We start from the raw sequence: 19,358 nt of genomic DNA on the forward strand, positions 1-19,358 counted from the left end.
ACAGTATAATTAACCTGTAAATCCGATTTTTGCGCGCCGCAGCTCACTTTATGGCTTTGGACGTAAAATAACATGGAATGAATCATGATCACTACTTTTACTTCTTAATAACAGGATTATTCCCATACAATTTATTCTTAAAAATATTTCAAACGTTTGCATAAAATTTCAAACGTTTGCAAGGCGTCGCTTCCTTTTTATAATAAATATTTTAAAAATACAATTTGTACTCTTGTACAAAAACAACTGCCCGAGGATTTCACAATCCGGAACACTCACAGATTTAACTCAATTCAATCCATCAGTTTACAATTATGAAACGAACTTTAACGCAACCAGTCAGAACCGGAAGGATGCGAAGCTGTCTGCTGCATGCGACCATGCTCTGCAGCATGCATGCATGGGCATCGGCCGGAACTCCGGCTTTTGAAATTCCTGCGCCTGAAAAACCGGCAGAACGTGTTCATCGGAGCATGCACATGTCAATGGAAATAACACTGACCGGCAAAGTGCTTACCGACGGCACCGCGGAAGGACTGCCGGGCGTAACGGTTGTCATTTCCGATGTGAACGGGGGCAACAAACAGGGTGCTACGACTGACGAATCCGGCGTTTTCAGCTTCCCGAATTTGCAGACAGATGCCAGATACAATCTGGAATTCAGCTACATAGGATATGAAAAACAGTCGGTCAATAACTTTCTACTGACGGAAGCAAACAGCCGTTCCATCGAAATCAAGCTGAAAGAATCGGCTTCCAGCCTGAACGAAGTCGTTGTTGTAGGTTATGGCAGCACGGAAAAAAAGGATGTAACCGGTTCGGTAAAATCGCTGAAAAGCGCTGATTTCAATGCCGGGATTATCAATTCGCCTGAACAGCTTTTTCAGGGAAAAGTAGCCGGTGTAAACGTTACTTCTGCAACCGGTGAGCCGGGCGCAGCGTTACAGATCGCTGTTCGCGGACCGGGCAGCGTTCGTTCCGGAAGCACGCCTTTGTTTGTGGTGGACGGCATGGCGCTGGACAATTCGGCGACGGGCGGCGCCATGAACCCGATGAGCTTTCTGAACCCGCAGGATATCGAATCCATTGATGTGCTGAAAGATGCTTCGGCAACGGCCATTTACGGTTCCAGAGGTGCAAACGGGGTAATCCTGATTACTACGAAAAAAGGCAAATCGGGCCGTTCCATGGTGACTTACTCCGGCAATATCGGTTTTTCCAAAATGGCCAGGCCGCTGGAAGTACTGACTGCCGACGAGTTCCGCACCGAAGTTCCGCGACTGGACGGAAGCCTTATTGACAAAGGCGCCAATACGGACTGGCAAAAAGAAATCTCACGCGTGGCACAGACACAGAACCATAATGTCTCCTTGGCCGGCGGTACGGACAAGCTGAGCTATTTCGGCTCTTTCGGAGCACAGAAGCAGGAAGGTATCCTGAAAAACAATCAGCTGAACCGCTATACCGGAAGGATCAACATCAATCAGAAAATTCTTGATGACCGCGTCAGCATTGATGTAAACCTGAATGCCACCAATATCCGCAACGAGCGCCCTCCTATCCAGTCTCTGATCGGAAGCGCGATTTCTGCCAACCCGACTTATCCGGCATATGATGCCAACGGAAATCCGTTCAAATATCAGGACGGAACAAACCCGCTGATCACGCTCGGCCTTGAAAAAGACATTACGACTACAAACCGCGTACTCGGAAATATTTCTCCTTCGGTAACAATTATCAAAGGTTTGGTTTACAAGCTGAATTTCGGGATTGACAATACGACTTCTGTTCAGGATATTCAGTCGCTCGGCAATCTGGAACCGCAGCAGGACGGACGCCTGGAAACGATCAGCAAGAACAACAGCAACAGGCTGATTGAAAATTACCTTACCTATACTTTTGACAAGAACAAGCATAATTTCTCTGCCCTTGCCGGACATTCATATCAACGGTTTTTTATCCAGACCAGAACTTCCAGCATCAATAAATTTCCGGTTTCCGATCTTGAACCGATTTACAATCCCGGACTTGGACAGGACCTTACGCTGGTGAACAACAGACCGACTGGAAGTGCCACGCGAAACGAACTTCAGTCTTTCTTTTCCAGGATCAATTATCAGTATAACGATAAATATCTGCTGACAGCGACTGTCCGCGTGGATGGTTCTTCCAAATTCGGAAGCAACAACAAATACGGCGTATTCCCTTCCTTCTCGGCAGGATGGCGTATCTCGGAGGAGAATTTCCTGAAATCTTCCGCGTTCAACGATCTTAAACTGAGAGCTGGCTGGGGCCGTACCGGAAACCAGGAAATCCCTTCCAAAATCACGCAGGCGCTGTTTTCGTCTTCAACGGCAGGAAACGTAAGCTACCCGATCTTCAACAACGGAACGTATCCGGCAGGAACTTCCTATTCACGGCTTGCGAACCCGAACATTCAGTGGGAAGTTTCCTCACAAACGGACGTAGGACTTGATTTCGGGTTGTTCAAAGGTGCTTTGAGCGGAGCCGTTGATTATTTCCATAAAGTTTCAAGAGATATTTTGCTGGAAGTTATCCCGACCGATCCGGTTCAGCCGGCGGGCACATACTGGACCAATGTGGGTGATATGAAAATCGTAAATCAGGGAACAGAATTGGATCTGAACTTCCGCCGCGTGCTGGGCAGCGGCCTGCGCTACGAAATCGGCGGTAACGTGACTTTCATTAAAAACAACGTTGAGAATTCCCCTTATTCGGTTATTCCTTCGGGTTCTGCGCAAGGTTCCGGGCTTACTTCGGCTACCATCAACGGCTACCTCAACGGCGAACCGATCGGAACATTTTTCCTGAAAGAGTGGACGGGTTTTGATGAAAACGGAATCAATTCATTCCGCGATCTGGACGGCGACGGCATCATTACGGACAAGGACCGCATCGCCGCGGGCACCGCTTTGCCGACCAAAATGTTCAGCGTAAACGGTAACATCGCATACAAAGGTTTTGATCTGACAGCCAATTTCAACGGCGTTGCCGGGAACAAGGTTTACGACAACACGGCCAACTCCGCCTTTTACAAACTCCGGCTTTCCAAAGGACTGAATGTTACCAAAGAAGCACTCGCCGAATCCGCAGAATCCGTTAACAACTCCGCGCCGGTTTCCACACGTTACCTTAAAAACGGCAATTATTTCAGGCTTAACAACCTGGCGCTCGGCTATAACCTCAACACGACAGCATTGGGAATCAACAAATGGGTACAAAGTGTAAGATTGTCGGTTACAGGCCAGAACCTGTTTGTGCTTACGAAATACAACGGATACGATCCCGAGGTGAACAACAACCGTGAAATCAACGGAATATCGTCTTACGGCATTGACTACATGAGTTATCCGAAAGCAAAGTCTGTCATTTTTGGTGTAACAATCGGCTTATAATTTTTTAACAATGAAAAAGAAAATACATATTCTGCTGACACTCGCCGGCATTTTGTTTCTGAATAATTCCTGCACAGACCTGAAAGAAGAAGTTCTGGACGAAACGCTGGGCACAACGCTGACAGACGAAGAAGCTGCCAACGGCATTATTGCGCCGGTTTATGCGCTGCTTCCGAACATTTTTCAGCATACAACCTATTTCGCGCTTCAGGAAATTTCTACGGACGAAGCTATTTTGCCATACCGCGGCGGAACGGACTGGGGCGATAACGGGATTTACCTTGCGCTGCATGCGCATAACACCACCAGTACCGATCCCAACGTAAGAAGTACGTGGGACAATCTTGCCCAGTCGATTTCACGTTCCATTCTGGCGATTACAACTTTGCCGAACCTTTCGTCGCCGAATGCGCCGCTATACCTGGCGGAAGCGCGCGGCATGCGGGCGTATTATTCCATGATGACGCTGGACTTGTTTGGTGTTGTGTTCGTAAAAGATGATTCCAACACGCCTTCCAAAGTGATCCGTGGCGACGAGGCCGTCAAGTACATCGAAAGTGAACTACTTGCGATTGAGCCACTTGTCCAGCCGAAATCGGCAGTTGGTCCCGGAAGGCTGAATCAGGCTGCCGTTTGGGGTCTGCTGGCCAGACTATACCTGAATGCACCGGTTTACCGCAACATTTACGGCAGTACTTTTGATTTTACAGCGGCTGACATGGACAAGGTAATCCAGTATTGTGATAAAATCATTACTTCCGGACAGGCTAAATTGTCCAGCGATTACTTTGCGATTTTCGGCAATGATAACCATACGAATGAAGAACTGCTCTTTGCCGTGGATCAGCGTCCCGACCTGAACGGTCATAACCGGATGGCTTATTTTTCCATTTCCGGCGACCAGTTTCCTCTGGCGCAATATCCGTTGGCAAACGGTACGGACGGACCGGGTATCACATCCGATTTTTACCGTACATGGGTTCAGGCATACGGCGCCGTTGACCCGAAACGTGATCCACGCTTTTATCAGGAAAATATGTCCATTTACTCCAATCAGGCGGATACTTGTGTGAACGATGCGGATTATAAAATCAACCGCGGCATTCTGAGAGGCCAGCAATATGGCGCTTTGCGCGTAAACGGTGCATTTCTTCGCTGCCCGGACGGAAAGCTGAAAGTAGGAAAATTGGGCTATGTAACGCGCAGCAAGCCGGAACTGGCCGTGAACTTTACCGAGCTGATTGATTTTACAACTGCCGGCAGCAACTACAATTCAGGTTACCGCGTGGAAAAGTATGAGTTCAGCCGGGAATCCAATACGGGTCGAAACCGGGGTGAAGCGGATATTGTCATTCTGCGTCTGGCGGATATTTACATGATGCGTGCCGAAGCAAAATTGCGCAAATCGGGCGACGCTGCCGGCGCACTTGCCGATGTAAATCTGGTAAGAGCTTCCCGCACGGCAACCTTGCCTCCTCCCGCGCTGACTGCGATGGACCTTGATCTGCTGTTCCGTGAGCGCGGATTTGAGTTCTACTGGGAAATGCTGCGCAGAACGGATATGATCCGTTTTGGTAAGTACGAAGGAAAGTGGACGGAGAAAACGGATTCAAACGTCAGAAAAAGAATTTTCCCGATTCCGCAGACAGCCATCGACGCGGCTTCCAATACGCCGGGTTATCTGGTTCAGAATGAAGGGTATTGATTGGCTGTTAGCTATTAGCTATTGGCTATTAGCTGTTGGCTCTTTGAGGATACGTTTTTGATCAGATCTAGATGATAAGAACTTGTAATTTCAACTTACTATGATTTAATACTGATTCTGAATTTTATTTGAAAGAGCAGCCAGACCGGAACAATGGTTTGGCTGCTCTTTTATTATTTTACCTGATTAATTATTCGGTCCGCAAGCTTTTTACCGGGTTCATTAATGCGGCTTTTACGCTCTGAAAACTGATGGTCAGCAATGCAACGGCAACCGAGAGCAAGCCGGCAAGCGCAAAAATCCACCAGACAAGATCCGCTTTATAGGCAAAACTCTGAAGCCAGGTTTTCATGACATACCAGCCAGCCGGTACAGAAATGATGATTGCAATTAATACAAGTTTAAGAAAATCGGCACTCAGCAGCGTAACCACACTTGCGACGGACGCGCCCAGAACCTTGCGCACACCAATTTCTTTCCTTCGCTGCTCCGATGTAAAAGTAGCCAGTCCGAACAACCCCAGACAGGCTATAATGATGGCAATAACAGAAAATGCCAGAAACAAGCTGCTTTTGCGTTCATCCGCTTCATACTGTTTGGCAAAGGTCTGGTCCAGAAATGCGTATTCAAATGGCTGACCGGCATTTACTTTGTTAAAAGTATCTTTGATGTAGTCGATGGCCGCCGGAATGTTATGCCCTGCTACCCGGATCAGCAGATGATCCGATTTTTCTTTTTTTATCAAAAGCACCAGAGGCTCGATCTGATTATGCAGGGAACGCAGATGAAAATCACTGATCACGCCGGTGACGGGCACTTTTCTGGTTTCAATTTCAATCAATCCCGATTTGTAATCTTTCCATCCCAGTCGCTTCATCATGGCCTCATTTACCAGTACGGAACTGGAATTCTCATTGTCGATACCGGATGCAAAGGCACGTCCCTGCTGAACGAGGATTTTCAAGACATCCAGAAATTCGGTATCCACATAAAAATACTCCGAACTGACTGTCTGCTCCGCTCCTTTTCTGTAAAATGAAAAAGAGGTTTTGTTGTTGAGATTTTCACCGATCAGGCCGTTTGTCAGGCTGACATTTTTGATAAATGGATTCTGAAGCAGTTTGCTTTTTAGTACTTCCGCGGTCTGCTGCACAAAGGTTCCTTTCAGAGGCAAAGTTATAACCTGATGCTGGTTAAAACCCAGTTCTTTATGCCGCATGAACTGCAATTGGCGGTAAACCGTAATGGTACCCATGATCATGATCATGGAAATGGCAAATTGCACGACAACAAGGGATTTTCTCAGGACGGCTCCGTTCCCGGCTCCTGAAACGGAGCCTTTGAGTATGGTTTCAGGTTTGAACCTGGATAAAATCAGGGCCGGGTAAAAACCACTGACCAAACCGGTTATGAACGTAAATCCCAGAACCAGGCCGGTCATTTTAAAGTCCGTCAAGTCAAAAGCCAGCGTTTTACCTGCAATCTGATTGAAAAAGGGCAACAGCACTTTCAGTAAAATGATTGTCAGCAACAAGGCCATGAACGACATGAAAACGGATTCTGCCAGAAATTGTGCGATCAGCTGAAACCTCTGCGATCCGACTGCTTTTCTTACGCCTATTTCTTTTGCACGGCCGATAGACCTTGCAGTAGCCAGATTAACGTAATTCACAACTGCGATCAGAAGGATAAAGAGTCCGATTACTGAAAATGTGTATACGTAACGCATGTTGCTTCCATTCTCTTCGCCAAGCAAATGCGTGGAACGCAGATGTATGTCGCTCAAAGGCTGATAGGAAATCTGAAAACTGACATTTGATTCGCCGTTATCGCCAATTGTTTTTGCTATGTATTTCTTGTAAAAAGCAGGCATTTTGGCAGTAAGGCCATTAACCGATTCGGGATGATCCAGCATTACGTAAGTCATGGTGTTGAAACTGTCCCATTTGTCAGGATCCATCGCGCTGACTTCCCGGTTGAAATAAGGCAATATTGCTTCAAAAGCCAGATGGTGATTAGCCGGTACTGCGCTGATTACGGCTGATACGGTGAGTGGAATATTTTCTTTTACAATGACTGTTTTACCAACCACACCGGAAACTTTGCCAAACAGAATCAATGCCAGTTTTTCAGTCAGGACGATATGGCCCGGTCTGACTAAGGCTGTCCTTGCGTTGCCCGCTTTGAATGGGTAATCAAAAAAGGAGAACAATGTTGAATCTGCATAGATAATTTCTTTGATGTTAACCGCTTTATTTTCCGTCCTGACTATTTCACTGCCCTTTTTGACACGTAAAGTTTTACGGATTTCGGGATACTCCTGCTGCAAGGCCGGTCCGAACGGCGAGGAAGAAATACCCATATTAAACTGGTTTTCGGACCATTTGATATTCAGGTTAATCCTGTAAATGCAGTCGGCGTGCGGATGATACCGGTCAAAACTCAGCTCATCACGAACATAAAGCCACAATGCAATAGCGCACGTCATACCAGTTGCCAGCCCTGTCAAAATAAGCAGGCTGTACGTCTTGTTACGCGCCAGATTGCGTAAAGTAATCTTAAGGTAGTTCTGCAGCATAAGAAATCACATTTAAAATGCAAGAATTCCTAATTCTCATGCCACAGGCTGTAAACACTCCATACAGCTCGAAAAGGCATGTTCAAGCGTCAGTACCTGTACGGTAACGAACAGGATTTGTCCGGTTTTAACCAAAAAAACAGCCTGCTTACTTTTTTACTGCAATGATGATTCCCGTCGCCCAGACCTGCTTGGTAAGAATCAGATCTGTTCTGGCTTCCAGCTTTTTTACAAGATCCGTTGCTTTTTGCTGATGTCCTTCCGGCCAGTTGGACTGCGGCAGCATGTCGTCGATAATATAAAGCCCGCCGACATTCAGCATTGCAAGCACTTCGTCCAGAAGCAGGTATTTACCATGCCATGTATCCGCAAAAATGTAGTCGTATTTTTCATTCCGATTGTCATTGACCCATTTTTCACCGTCGGCATGAAGCAATTTCAACCGTTTGTCATTGCCGAGAAATTGATCAGCGATGTCAAGAAATTTACGTTCATTGTCAATGGAAACCAACGTGGAATGCGGATCCATACCGCTGAGGATCCATGCGGTGGAAAGTCCGGTTCCGGTGCCGAGTTCAAGAAATTTCCCGACTGGCTTTGTGGCTGCCAAAGTCCGCAAAAGTGAGCACGTAAGCACATCCGAAGCCATCGTAAAACCCGATTGCTTCGTAGCTTCATCAATTTGGCTGTAAGTTGCAGGAAAAGGCTGATTGATTTCTTCTGTCATGATTGCAAATGGTTAGGTATTTTCTGTTCCAAAAGTTAAAACCGCAAGGACGATTCCCTGATAATCAGCTCCGAAGGCAGCACAATGCTTTCGTGCAGGAAATCACCGGAGCCGTTCACCTGATTCAGGAAAAGCCTCGATGCTTCCATCCCGATCTTCCTACCCGGCCGGCTTACCGTTGTCAGCGAAGGAAAAATATAAGCGGAAATAGGGGAATTGTCAAAACCGACCAAACCGATATCCTGCGGAATCCGGAGTCCTTTGTCTTTTACAACCCGCATGGCACCAATGGCAACCTGATCGTTTACACCAAAAATGGCATCCGGCGGCAAAGCCATGTCCAGAAGCCTTTTGGTAGGCACAATGGCACTTTCCACCTGAAAATTGGTATTGATGATCAGTTCTTCACGGACAGGCATGTCATGTTTCTGCAGACAATCCTTGTACCCTCGGAACCGCTGTTCCGAAACGGTCAGCCCGTTCGGGCCTTTCAGATGTGCAATCTGTTTGTAACCGATATTGATCAGATGTTCCACTGCGGCAAAAGCACCGTGATAATCGTCTACAGTGGCCCGGCTGGTTTCAAAATCCTCGTATTCGCGGTCAATAAAGATCAATGGCGTTTTTCGCTGGATTACGTTTTCAAGATGCTCATAATAACCGGAATCATACGTTTCCTGCGAAACAGACAAGAAAATCCCTTCCGCACGGTTGGAAAGCAGCCGGGACAAATACTCTTTTTCAAGCAGATAATTTTCATTGGTGACGCAAATATTCAGCGTGTAGCCCATGGGTTGTAAAACGGAATGAAGTCCTTCAATAACAGCCGTTTCATAATAGTTGCTGATCGTCGGCACCACGACGCCGAGCAAGGCGGTTTTTTTGTTCAGCAGGCTGAGCGAAACTTCATTCCGCTGATATCCGACCTCGCGGGCATATTCCTGAATGTTTTTCCGGGTGTCTTCATTGATTGCCGGATGGTCGTTCAATGCTCTTGAAACCGTGGACGGCGAACAGCGGAAGCGACGTGCAATATCTTTGATCGTAACGGGACGGGTGGAATTCATTTTCTTGAATTATGGCAATTAAATATTATAAATTTTTTCAAACGTTTGCATTCAATATAAACATATTTACATTTTGTGTTTAATTTATACCACACTATCATTGTGCAAATGAAATGGAATAACCTGCAATGAGCAATCTTCTGATCAAACCGCAATCCGGTAACAAGACTTATCATTCTCTGACCAGCGAGCAAGCGGGCTGGACTTATTTAAACTTCGAGGCGAAAGTACTGGAGGAAAAGGAACAATTTTCTGCAAATACCGGAGATTACGAGTATTGCATCGTGCTTTTGAGCGGAAATTTCAAAGTGGAGGCCGCCGGCCAGACATGGGAAACGCGCAACGGACGCAAGGATGTATTCAGCGGAATCGGGCACGCCATGTATTTGTCACGAAATACGGCTTTCACCTTAACGGCTCAGTCTGCCGGAACGGACATCGCTATCTGCAAGGTCGCTACGGACGAAGATCATCCGCCGCGCATGAAACGCCCGGAAGAGGCCGCCATTGAATACCGCGGCGGCGACAATGCCAACCGCCAGATCAACAGCTTGCTGGAACCGGGATTCGATTGTCACAAAATCGTTTGCGTGGAGGTATATACGCCTTCGGGCAACTGGAGTTCATTTCCTGCTCACAAGCACGACGAACGAAAAGTGAGCGAAGACGGAACGCTGCTGGAAGCCAATCTCGAAGAAATCTATTTTTATAAAATTGACAAGCCGCAGGGCTACGCCATTCAGCAGGTTTATACAGATGACCGTTCGCTGGATGAGATTGTAAGAGTAAAAAACAACGAGGCCGTTCTGGTTCCCAAAGGTTATCATCCGGTTGTGGCCGGCCACGGTTACCATGTTTATTACCTCAATTTCCTTGCAGGAAGCGATCAGTCGCTGGCCAATACCTCCGACCCGGACCACGACTGGATCTACGGAACCTGGGCCGGCTCCGATCCGAGACTGCCGATTGTTACCGCAGAAATGAATGGCTTTTAGCTAATAGCTGTTAGCGATTGGCTGTTAGTATTTATCGATTGATAGCTGGCGTTTATCTTTCTGTCATACATTGTTGGTTTTACCAATCAGCCTTTTAGCTTTTCATAAATAACATGTACCCAAACACAATTCATGACAACGCATGACTAATAGCCAACATTTCCCATCTCACGTTTCGCATTTTACAATTTACATTTCACACCCAACAGCCAACAGCTAAAAGCCAACCGCTAAAAATGACCAGAAAATACGATTTGCTAACGCTTGGCCGCTCATCCATTGATCTGTATTCCGCCAATGTCGGAAGTCCGTTTGAGAAAATCGAAGCGTTCAATGCATTTGTGGGCGGTTGTCCGCTGAATATTGCCACAGGCAGCCGGAGACTTGGACTGAATACAGCCATTCTGACCGGGGTCGGAAACGATCAGGTCGGAAATTTTATCAAGCATTTTCTGGATCAGGAAGGCATTGTTACGGATTGGGTCCCGACGATTGAAGGAACGAGAAGTTCGGCCGTTGTGCTGGGCATTGAGCCGCCGGACAAATTCCCGCTGGTATATTATCGTGAAAACTGCGCTGATATTCATTTAAATATCGATCATGTTGCCGCCATTCCTTTTCAGGATTTCAGGGCAGCGGCTTTTTCAGGAACCGCTTTCAGCAAAGATCCCAGCCGGACAGCCATGTTTTACGCATTGGAACTTGCCAAAAAGAATCAGGTAACCCGTTTGCTGGACATTGATTTTCGTGCCGATCAGTGGTTTGACCCGCGCGCATTCGGCGTAACGATCCGGGCGGCACTGAGCAGCTTTAACATTGTGGTGGGTACCGAAGAAGAAATCCTGGCCACTTTCCTGACGGACAAGGAACAACTGCTGATCAAGCACCAGCAGATTTCCGCTCCTGAAATTCGCGGCAATATCGAAAATGCCATTCAGGAAATACTGGAATCCGGTGTGGAAACACTCGTTGTAAAAAGAGGAAAAGACGGCGCTTCCATATTCCAGCCTGACAAAGCGGAAATCAAAGTGCCCGGATTTCCGGTGGAAGTGCTGAACGTGCTCGGCGCCGGCGACGCTTTCTGCGCCGGATTTTCATACGGGCTGCTGAGCGGATGGGATTTGTACAAAAGCGTAAGAATGGGAAATGCCTGCGGCGCAATCATTGTAACACGCGAAGGCTGCGCCAATTTTATGCCTGCATATCAGGAAGTGATGGATTTTGTCGCTGGTTACGGCGGATTGTAAAAAAGCTCCGGATGCGCTGGCGAAATAGAACCAAACATTAAATTACCGATACCAAATTCAATGGAAAAGTTAAAAAATTACATCAACGGGCAGTGGGTTGAAAGCCATTCGGAACATTACGAAAATGTGCTTAACCCCGCTAGTCAGGAAGTGCTTGCGCAGGTACCTTACGGTAATGCAAAAGACGTTTCCGACGCGGCCGAAGCTGCTGAAAAGGGATTTCAGGAATGGAGAAGCACGCCCGTTTCAAAACGAGTCCAGTATTTGTTCAAACTGAAAACGTTGCTGGAAAATAACCTGGATGACATTGCAAAAACCATCACGCTGGAATCCGGAAAAACTTTTCTGGAAGCAAAAGCTGAAATGGTGCGCGCCATTGAAAACGTGGAAAATGCCTGCGGCATGCCGGCCATGATGCAGGGCGAGTTTTCGGAAGATATTGCCAAAGGTATTGATGAATACATGATCCGGCAGCCGCTGGGCGTTTGTGCCTGCATTGCGCCTTTCAACTTTCCGGGTATGATCACGTTCTGGTTTCTGCCGTATGCGCTGGCCTGCGGGAACAGTTACATCATCAAACCTTCGGAAAAAGTGCCGCTGACAATGACAAAAATCGTCGGCATTATGGAGCAGCTTGATCTTCCCAAAGGTGTTCTGAACCTTGTGCAGGGTGCGCGGGAAACGGTGGATGCCATTCTGGAACATCCGGCTATCAAAGGCATCAGTTTTGTGGGTTCTTCCGGCGTTGCCAAATACGTTTACTCCAAAGGTGCTGCAAACGGGAAACGCGTTCAGGCACAGGGCGGAGCCAAAAATCCGGTTATCGTTTTACCCGATGCCGATATTGAAATGACTTCCCAGATTGTCATCGACAGTGTTTACGGCTGCGCGGGTCAGCGTTGCCTGGCCGCTTCCACGATCATAACCGTCGGCGAACATAAAGACATTACCGAAAGTCTTGTTGAATCTGCAAAAGCAAGAAAAACGGGTTTCGGTCTGGAAAGCGACGTACAAATGGGCCCGGTAATTACAGCAGAAAGCAAAAACCGTGTACAAACCCTGATCGATAAAGGATTAAGCGAAGGCGGAAGACTGCTCGTTGACGGCCGGAACGCCACTGTTGAAGGTTTTGAAAATGGAAATTTCATTAACCCGACTATCATAGAAGACATTCCGCTCGACGGCGAACTGGCTGCCACAGAAATTTTCGGACCTGTTTTAAGTCTTGTCCATATTCATACGATTGATGAAGCTATCCGGTTTATCAACTCAGGCAAATACGGCAATATGGCTTGTGTCTTCACAAGCAGCGGTTCCAACGCCCGCAAATTCCGTCACGAAGCAGAAGCGGGTAACATCGGCATCAATATCGGTGTTGCAGCTCCGGTGGCACAATTCCCTTTTTCAGGCTGGAAAGAAAGCTTCTACGGAGATTTACACGGTCAGGGAAAACACGCAGTCGAATTCTTCACGCAGACCAAAGTAGTGATCGAGCGATGGCTGAAAGAATGGAACAGAAAATTCTGATGGCTGTTGGCTGTTGGCTATTAGCTGTTGCCCATTAGCTATTACTTAATGTGTTTTTCGTTGAGAAAAACGGCTGAGAACCAGTGGCAAACTACTGAATGACTTTTGCTAAAAGCTAACAGCCAACAGCTATAAGCAACTATTGTCAATATAAAAAATACCAACCTCAAATGTCAAGAAAATTAAAAACGGGTGTTATCGGCCTGGGCCGGATCGGGCAGATCCATCTCAGCAACCTTGTACACCATATGCCTGATGCAGAAGTAATTATTGCTTCTGACCTTTCGCCCGCATCGCATGCATTTGCGCAGAATCTGGGTGTTGCCAATGTAACAACGGATGCATACGACGTCATTAATCATCCGGACGTAGAAGCGGTTATTATCTGCTCGCCTACCCCGTTTCATGTGCCGTATACGGTTGCTGCAGCACAGCAGAAAAAGCATGTATTCTGTGAAAAACCGCTGGATGTAACGCTGGAAGCCATTCAGGCAGCGGAAAAAGCAGTTACTGAAAACAAGGTAAAACTGATGCTCGGCTTCAACCGCCGTTTTGATGCCAATTTCAGCAATGTCAGAAATCTTGTCAAAGCCAACAAAATCGGCGATCCGCATATCCTGAGAATCACAAGCCGTGACCCCGCTCCTCCGCCGGTTGAATACCTGAAAATTTCCGGCGGCATTTTTCTCGACATGTCCATTCATGATTTCGATATGGCGCGTTATATGGTCGGCAGCGAAGTGAAAGAAGTTTTTGTAAAAGGCGACGCGCTCATTCATCCGGAAATAAAGGAATTCGGCGATATAGACACGGCAGTTATCGTTCTGACTTTTGAAAACGGTGCCATTGGCGTTATCGACAACAGCCGCAAAGCTGTTTACGGGTACGATCAGCGACTGGAAATTTTCGGTTCCAGAGGAATGGCAAAAGCGGAAAACAATACAGCCGACACACTTGTGCATTTTGACAGTGAAGGCGGGCATACTTCATTGCCGCTGCACTTTTTCCTCGAAAGATATGAAACCGCATACCGCGTTTGCCTGAAATCTTTTATCGACTGTGTTTTGAACGATACGCCTTCGCCGGTGGATGCCCATGACGGGCTTATGGCAACGGCTATCGGGATTGCAGCCATGAAGTCGCTGACCGAAGGACGAAGCGTCAGGCTGGACGAAATTCTGCAGTATGCCGTTGTCTGAAATCAAAATGCATGGATTGCTCTGCTTGTAAACGCAGACTGTAACGGAAGCCGGTGTTTACGTGTTAGAAAATGTTAAGAAAGTTTATAAGTTTGAAGCGACATCAATCTGCAAATGTTCTCGGATCAGGATGGCTTAATTGCTGTTGAAATTGACCTGCCGATCAATAAACGATTGATTACTTACAAGATCTGATCAAAATTCGTTCTGTTAAACTAACCCGCTCCAATGTCCAATACCGGTTTGCAATCGCTGGATTATGTTGTTTTCTTTATTTACCTGATAGGCATTTCAGCTTACGGTTACTGGATTTACCGAAAAAAATCATCCAAAGAAGTAAGCTCGACGGATTATTTTCTGGCGGAGGGCTCACTCACTTTCTGGGCAATCGGTGCTTCCATTATTGCTTCCAACATTTCCGCCGAACATTTTATCGGCATGTCGGGCTCGGGTTTTGCAATCGGACTGGCCATTTCGTCCTACGAATGGATGGCGGCGGCATCGCTGATTGTTGTGGCTTTGTTTATCCTGCCCGTTTATCTTAAAAACAGGATTTACACCATGCCTCAGTTCTTGCGGCAGCGGTACAATCCGACGGTTGCAACCATTATGGCCGTTTTCTGGCTTTTGCTTTACGTTTTTGTAAACCTGACTTCGATCCTTTATCTGGGTGCGCTCGCGCTGGAAGTAACCGCCGGGTTTGATTTTACCTATGGAATCGTCGGTCTGGGAATATTTGCGGTGATCATCACCATCGGAGGCATGAAAGTCATTGGCTATACGGATGTTGTTCAGGTTATTGTACTTGTTTTGGGCGGTCTGGCGACTACTTATCTGGCGCTTGACCTTGTTTCAACGCATTTCAACAGACCCGGATTATTCAATGCACTTGGCTTGCTGAAAGAACAGGCGGATTCGCATTTTCACATGATTTTACCCAAAGACAACCCGTTTTACAAGGACCTTCCGGGTTTATCGGTGATTATCGGCGCTATGTGGATTAACAATCTTGCGTATTTCGGCTGTAACCAGTATATCATTCAGCGAAGTCTAGGCGCGGATTTGCCAACGGCTCGAAAAGGGATTTTGTTTGCAGCACTTCTGAAACTGCTCATTCCGATCATTGTTGTTATTCCGGGCATTTCTGCTTACGTTTTGTACCAGAACGGCATGTTCCAGCAGGAAATGCTGGATGCAGCCGGCGTTGTAAAACCCGATCACGCATACCCGGTTCTGCTGAACCTGCTCCCAGCCGGATTAAAAGGAATTGCTTTTGCGGCACTCACCGCTGCCATTGTGGCCTCGCTCGCCGGAAAGGCAAACAGTATCTCGACGATTTTCACGCTGGATATTTACAAACAGTACATTGCGCCGCATGCCAGTGAAAAGCAGCTTGTGCGAATTGGCCGTTACTGCATTTACGTAGCCATGGGCATTGCCATGCTCATTGCGCCGCAGTTGCGGGTTCTGGATCAGGCGTATCAGTTTATTCAAGAATACAGCAGCTTTATTACGCCCGGGGTTTTTGCCATATTTATTTTCGGCATGTTCTGGAAAAGGACTACTTCTGCTTCGGCACTTACTGCGGCCTTGCTTACGATTCCGCTTTCCACGGCCGGCAAATACCTGGCTCCTGAAATTCCGTTTCTGGACCGCATGGGAATCATTTTCCTGATTCTTTCTGTCATTATCATTATTATGACACTTGCGGACCCACGCAGCAAGCATAACGAAAAAGGTCTGGCGATAGACGAATCCATGTTCAGGCCGGGAAAAAGTTTTGTTGTCGGATCCATCATGATCTGCGGCGTTATTGCGGCGTTGTATACGGTGTTTTGGTAGGGTTTGGCTGTTGGCAATTAGCTTTGGGCGATTAGCTGTTAGCGATTGGCTTTTAGGTGAGTAGTGAATGAATGTAAGATTGATTTTTAGATTGTGAATTGTAAAATGTGAGTAGCTAACCAAGTAGCTAAGTACCAAGAGCTAATGGCTAAAAGCCAACAGCTAACCGCTAAAAGCCAACAGCCTATGCTAGTAACAACAAAACAACTTTTCCAGGAATGCTACGGCAAATATGCCATCCCGGCGGTAAACGTGTTTTTTATGGAGGAAATTCACGGTCTTTTTTCTGCTGCGCAGAAGGCCAATGCACCGTTTATTGTACAGACAACGCCGTTTGCAAGAGATTATGCGCATCCTGAAATGCTGCTTGCCATGATTGAAGCCGCTTCAAGCATTTATCCCGACGTTACTTATGCCGTTCATATGGATCACGGCTACGAAGAACACATTTTCGATGCCATCCGCAAAGGCGGTTATACGTCCGTGATGATCGATGCATCGCACGACCGTTTTGATGAAAATGTAAAAAGGACCAGGAAAGTTGTTGAAAAAGCACATGAAAAAAACATCAGTGTGGAGGCGGAACTCGGCGTCCTGGCCGGCGTGGAAGACAATCTGACGATTGATGCAGCGCATTCATTTTACACCAATCCGCAGGAAGTGGAGGATTTTGTAAAAGCAACGGATTGCGATAGTCTGGCCATTGCCGTTGGAACCAGTCACGGCGCCTATAAATTTTCCGGCGGTCAGGGACTTCAGTTTCATATACTGGAAGAAATCCAGCAACGGTTACCGGGATTTCCATTGGTTTTACACGGCGGCTCCAACGTGGTTCCGGAAATTGTAGAACGGATCAATGCAGCCGGCGGCAAGATTAAAACGGATGCGAAAGGCGTTCAGGAAGATGAAATTCGGAAAGCTATTCCGCTGGGAATCTGCAAGATCAATATTGCTACGGATACAAGACTATTATGGACGATGGTGAACCGTGAATTTTTCAGAGACAAGCCCGATGAATTTGCTCCTACCACGCCCGGAAAGATTTTCATGGAAGAATACGAACGTTTTATAATAAAAAAATTCGAACTGTTTGGCTGTACCGGAAAGGCAGACAATTTTCTACCGGTAAATGCCTGATCCTATTTCAAGCCGTCTAATACGACAAACAAAATGACGAGAAGACTCACCGTAGCGCAGGCTACCATTACCTTTTTGAAAAATCAGTACATTGAAAGAGATGGCGTGGAACAGCCTTATTTCGGCGGTTGCTTCGGGATATTCGGACATGGAAATGTGGCTGGTTTGGGTCAGGCTTTGCAGGAAAATCCTGACTTTCGTTATTATCAGTGCCGGAACGAGCAATCGATGGTTCATACCGCAGTCGCTTACGCCAAAGTAAAAAACAGGCTGGGTGCGTTTGTCTGCACCACTTCAATCGGGCCGGGTGCCACCAATATGATCACCGGCGCCGCACTTGCGACCATCAACCGACTTCCTGTTTTGCTTTTGCCCGGAGATATCTTTGCCACACGCGAACCAAACCCCGTTCTGCAGCAACTGGAAAGTGCCGGTACACAGGATATTTCCGTAAATGACTGTTTCAAGCCTGTTTCCAAATACTGGGACCGCATCAACCGGCCGGAGCAACTGATTTACTCCTTGCCCGAAGTCATGCGCGTGCTTACTTCCCAGGCAGAAATGGGCGCAGTCACTTTGTCGATGCCGCAAGATGTGCAGACACATGCATATGATTTTCCCGAAGCCCTGTTTCAGAAAAAAGTCTGGCATATCGGAAGGCCGCGACCCGATCTGGACAATCTGAAAAAAGCTGCAGAATGGATCAAAGCGGCTAAAAATCCGGTTATCGTAGCCGGCGGCGGAGCCATTTACAGCGATGCCTGCGATAAACTGCATGAGTTTGCGACAAAAACGGGAATTCCGGTTGGAGAGACTTTTGCCGGAAAAGGTGCGGTACGTTACGATGCGCCTTACAGCATCGGCGGACTCGGTGCCACAGGAACCAAATATGCGATTGAAATTGCCAATGAAGCCGACATGGTTATTGGTATCGGAACGCGTTACAGCGATTTTACGACAGCCTCCAAATCCATTTTCAAAAATCCGAAAGTCAAGTTTATCAACATCAATATCAGCGAGTTCGATGCATTCAAACATGCCGCATTGCCGCTGACAGGCGATGCAAAAGTTACATTGGAAGAACTAATGTCACTGCTGGAAAACTTTGAAGTGGATGCAGCATACCGTGAACGTATTGCCGGAATGAACAAGGCCTGGGACAATGAAGTAACGCAAATTTATGCAGAAGGGAACAGCACGGAACCGCCTATTGATCAAGCCATTGTTATCGGTACGTTAAACAGCTTTATGGATGAACGTGATGTGATGATCAATGCATCCGGAAGTGCGCCGGGAGATTTGCACAAATTGTGGCGGGCCACTGACCCTAAAAACTTTCATCTGGAGTATGGATTTTCCTGCATGGGTTATGAAATTGCTGCAGGAATGGGCGCCAAAATGGCCGATCCGAGCCGGGAAATCTATGTGATCTGCGGAGACGGCGGTTATCTGATGAACAATCATGAAATTGTCACTTCTATTCAGGAAGGTATCCGGTTTACCATTTTGCTGCTGAACAACAACGGTTATGCAAGTATCGGCGGACTTTCCGAAAGTATTGGAAGTGAACGCTTCGGAACCATGTATAAATACCGTGACGAGAATTCCGGGCAGTTGTCGGGCAGCTTCCTACCGGTCAATCTGGCTAAGAATGCAGAAAGCCTGGGCGCAATCGTGATCAAGGCAACTGACAAAGACTCTCTGGATGAGGCGCTTTCACAGGCTAAATCGAATGAACGTACAACGGTCATTTACATTGAAACCAGTTTGTACCGGACGGTAAAAGGCTATAATGCATGGTGGGAAGTCCCGATTGCAGAAGTTTCCGCTTCCGCGAGTGTTCAAAAGGCATACGAAACGTACCGCGACAACAAGAAAGAACAAAGGATATTTTTATAACGGATAAAAGGAGGAAAGA

General features: G+C 47.0%; 12 protein-coding genes. 9 read left to right on the forward strand and 3 right to left on the reverse strand.

Features of this window, described 5'->3' with window-relative positions; translation table 11 throughout:
* Positions 1–314 precede the first annotated feature (314 nt).
* Positions 315–3,416, forward strand: coding sequence for a SusC/RagA family TonB-linked outer membrane protein (locus tag FEM55_RS04950; protein WP_229209095.1), 3,102 nt, complete (start codon positions 315–317; stop codon positions 3,414–3,416).
* Between the two features lie 10 nt (positions 3,417–3,426).
* On the forward strand, positions 3,427–5,121 hold the full coding sequence (locus FEM55_RS04955) for a RagB/SusD family nutrient uptake outer membrane protein (RefSeq protein ID WP_138280176.1): 1,695 nt from the start codon (positions 3,427–3,429) through the stop codon (positions 5,119–5,121).
* 190 nt (positions 5,122–5,311) lie between these two features.
* On the opposite strand, the gene FEM55_RS04960 is transcribed toward FEM55_RS04955, so the two are convergent.
* The 3 genes from FEM55_RS04960 to FEM55_RS04970 form a co-directional block, all read right to left on the reverse strand.
* Positions 5,312–7,699, reverse strand: coding sequence for an ABC transporter permease (locus tag FEM55_RS04960; RefSeq protein WP_138280177.1), 2,388 nt, complete (start codon positions 7,697–7,699; stop codon positions 5,312–5,314).
* A gap of 148 nt (positions 7,700–7,847) precedes the next feature.
* A complete protein-coding gene (locus FEM55_RS04965) occupies positions 7,848–8,426 on the reverse strand; it encodes an O-methyltransferase (protein ID WP_138280178.1) in 579 nt (192 codons plus the stop codon).
* Between the two features lie 35 nt (positions 8,427–8,461).
* Positions 8,462–9,493 (reverse strand): LacI family DNA-binding transcriptional regulator, encoded by a 1,032-nt coding sequence (locus FEM55_RS04970; protein WP_138280179.1) that lies wholly within the window; start codon positions 9,491–9,493, stop codon positions 8,462–8,464.
* Between the two features lie 128 nt (positions 9,494–9,621).
* Here FEM55_RS04970 and iolB point away from each other — a divergent pair, with 128 nt between their 5' ends.
* The 7 genes from iolB (at position 9,622) to iolD (ending at position 19,339) form a co-directional block, all read left to right on the forward strand.
* Complete coding sequence (gene iolB / locus FEM55_RS04975) at positions 9,622–10,488, forward strand: 5-deoxy-glucuronate isomerase (protein ID WP_138280180.1); 867 nt, start codon at positions 9,622–9,624, stop codon at positions 10,486–10,488.
* Positions 10,489–10,724: 236 nt separating this feature from the next.
* Positions 10,725–11,735, forward strand: a complete 1,011-nt coding sequence (iolC, locus tag FEM55_RS04980; RefSeq protein WP_138280181.1) for a 5-dehydro-2-deoxygluconokinase — start codon at positions 10,725–10,727, stop codon at positions 11,733–11,735.
* A gap of 60 nt (positions 11,736–11,795) precedes the next feature.
* Positions 11,796–13,262 carry a CoA-acylating methylmalonate-semialdehyde dehydrogenase gene (locus FEM55_RS04985; protein WP_138280182.1) on the forward strand — a complete coding sequence of 489 codons (1,467 nt, stop codon included), beginning with the start codon at positions 11,796–11,798 and terminating at the stop codon, positions 13,260–13,262.
* Positions 13,263–13,432: 170 nt separating this feature from the next.
* Entirely contained in the window at positions 13,433–14,461 is a 1,029-nt protein-coding gene (iolG, locus tag FEM55_RS04990; RefSeq protein WP_138280183.1) for an inositol 2-dehydrogenase, read from the forward strand.
* 228 nt (positions 14,462–14,689) lie between these two features.
* The gene (locus FEM55_RS04995) at positions 14,690–16,303 is read left to right on the forward strand and encodes a sodium/sugar symporter (RefSeq protein ID WP_138280184.1); all 1,614 of its coding nucleotides are present in this window, start codon (positions 14,690–14,692) and stop codon (positions 16,301–16,303) included.
* 186 nt (positions 16,304–16,489) lie between these two features.
* Positions 16,490–17,440: a class II fructose-bisphosphate aldolase gene (locus FEM55_RS05000; protein WP_138280185.1), complete on the forward strand. Its 951-nt coding sequence runs from the start codon at positions 16,490–16,492 to the stop codon at positions 17,438–17,440.
* Positions 17,441–17,473: 33 nt separating this feature from the next.
* Positions 17,474–19,339, forward strand: coding sequence for a 3D-(3,5/4)-trihydroxycyclohexane-1,2-dione acylhydrolase (decyclizing) (gene iolD, locus FEM55_RS05005; protein ID WP_138280186.1), 1,866 nt, complete (start codon positions 17,474–17,476; stop codon positions 19,337–19,339).
* The last annotated feature ends 19 nt before the right edge of the window (positions 19,340–19,358 follow it).

The sequence above is a fragment of the Dyadobacter sediminis genome, from assembly GCF_005860765.1.
Taxonomy (GTDB): Bacteria; Bacteroidota; Bacteroidia; order Cytophagales; family Spirosomataceae; genus Dyadobacter; species Dyadobacter sediminis.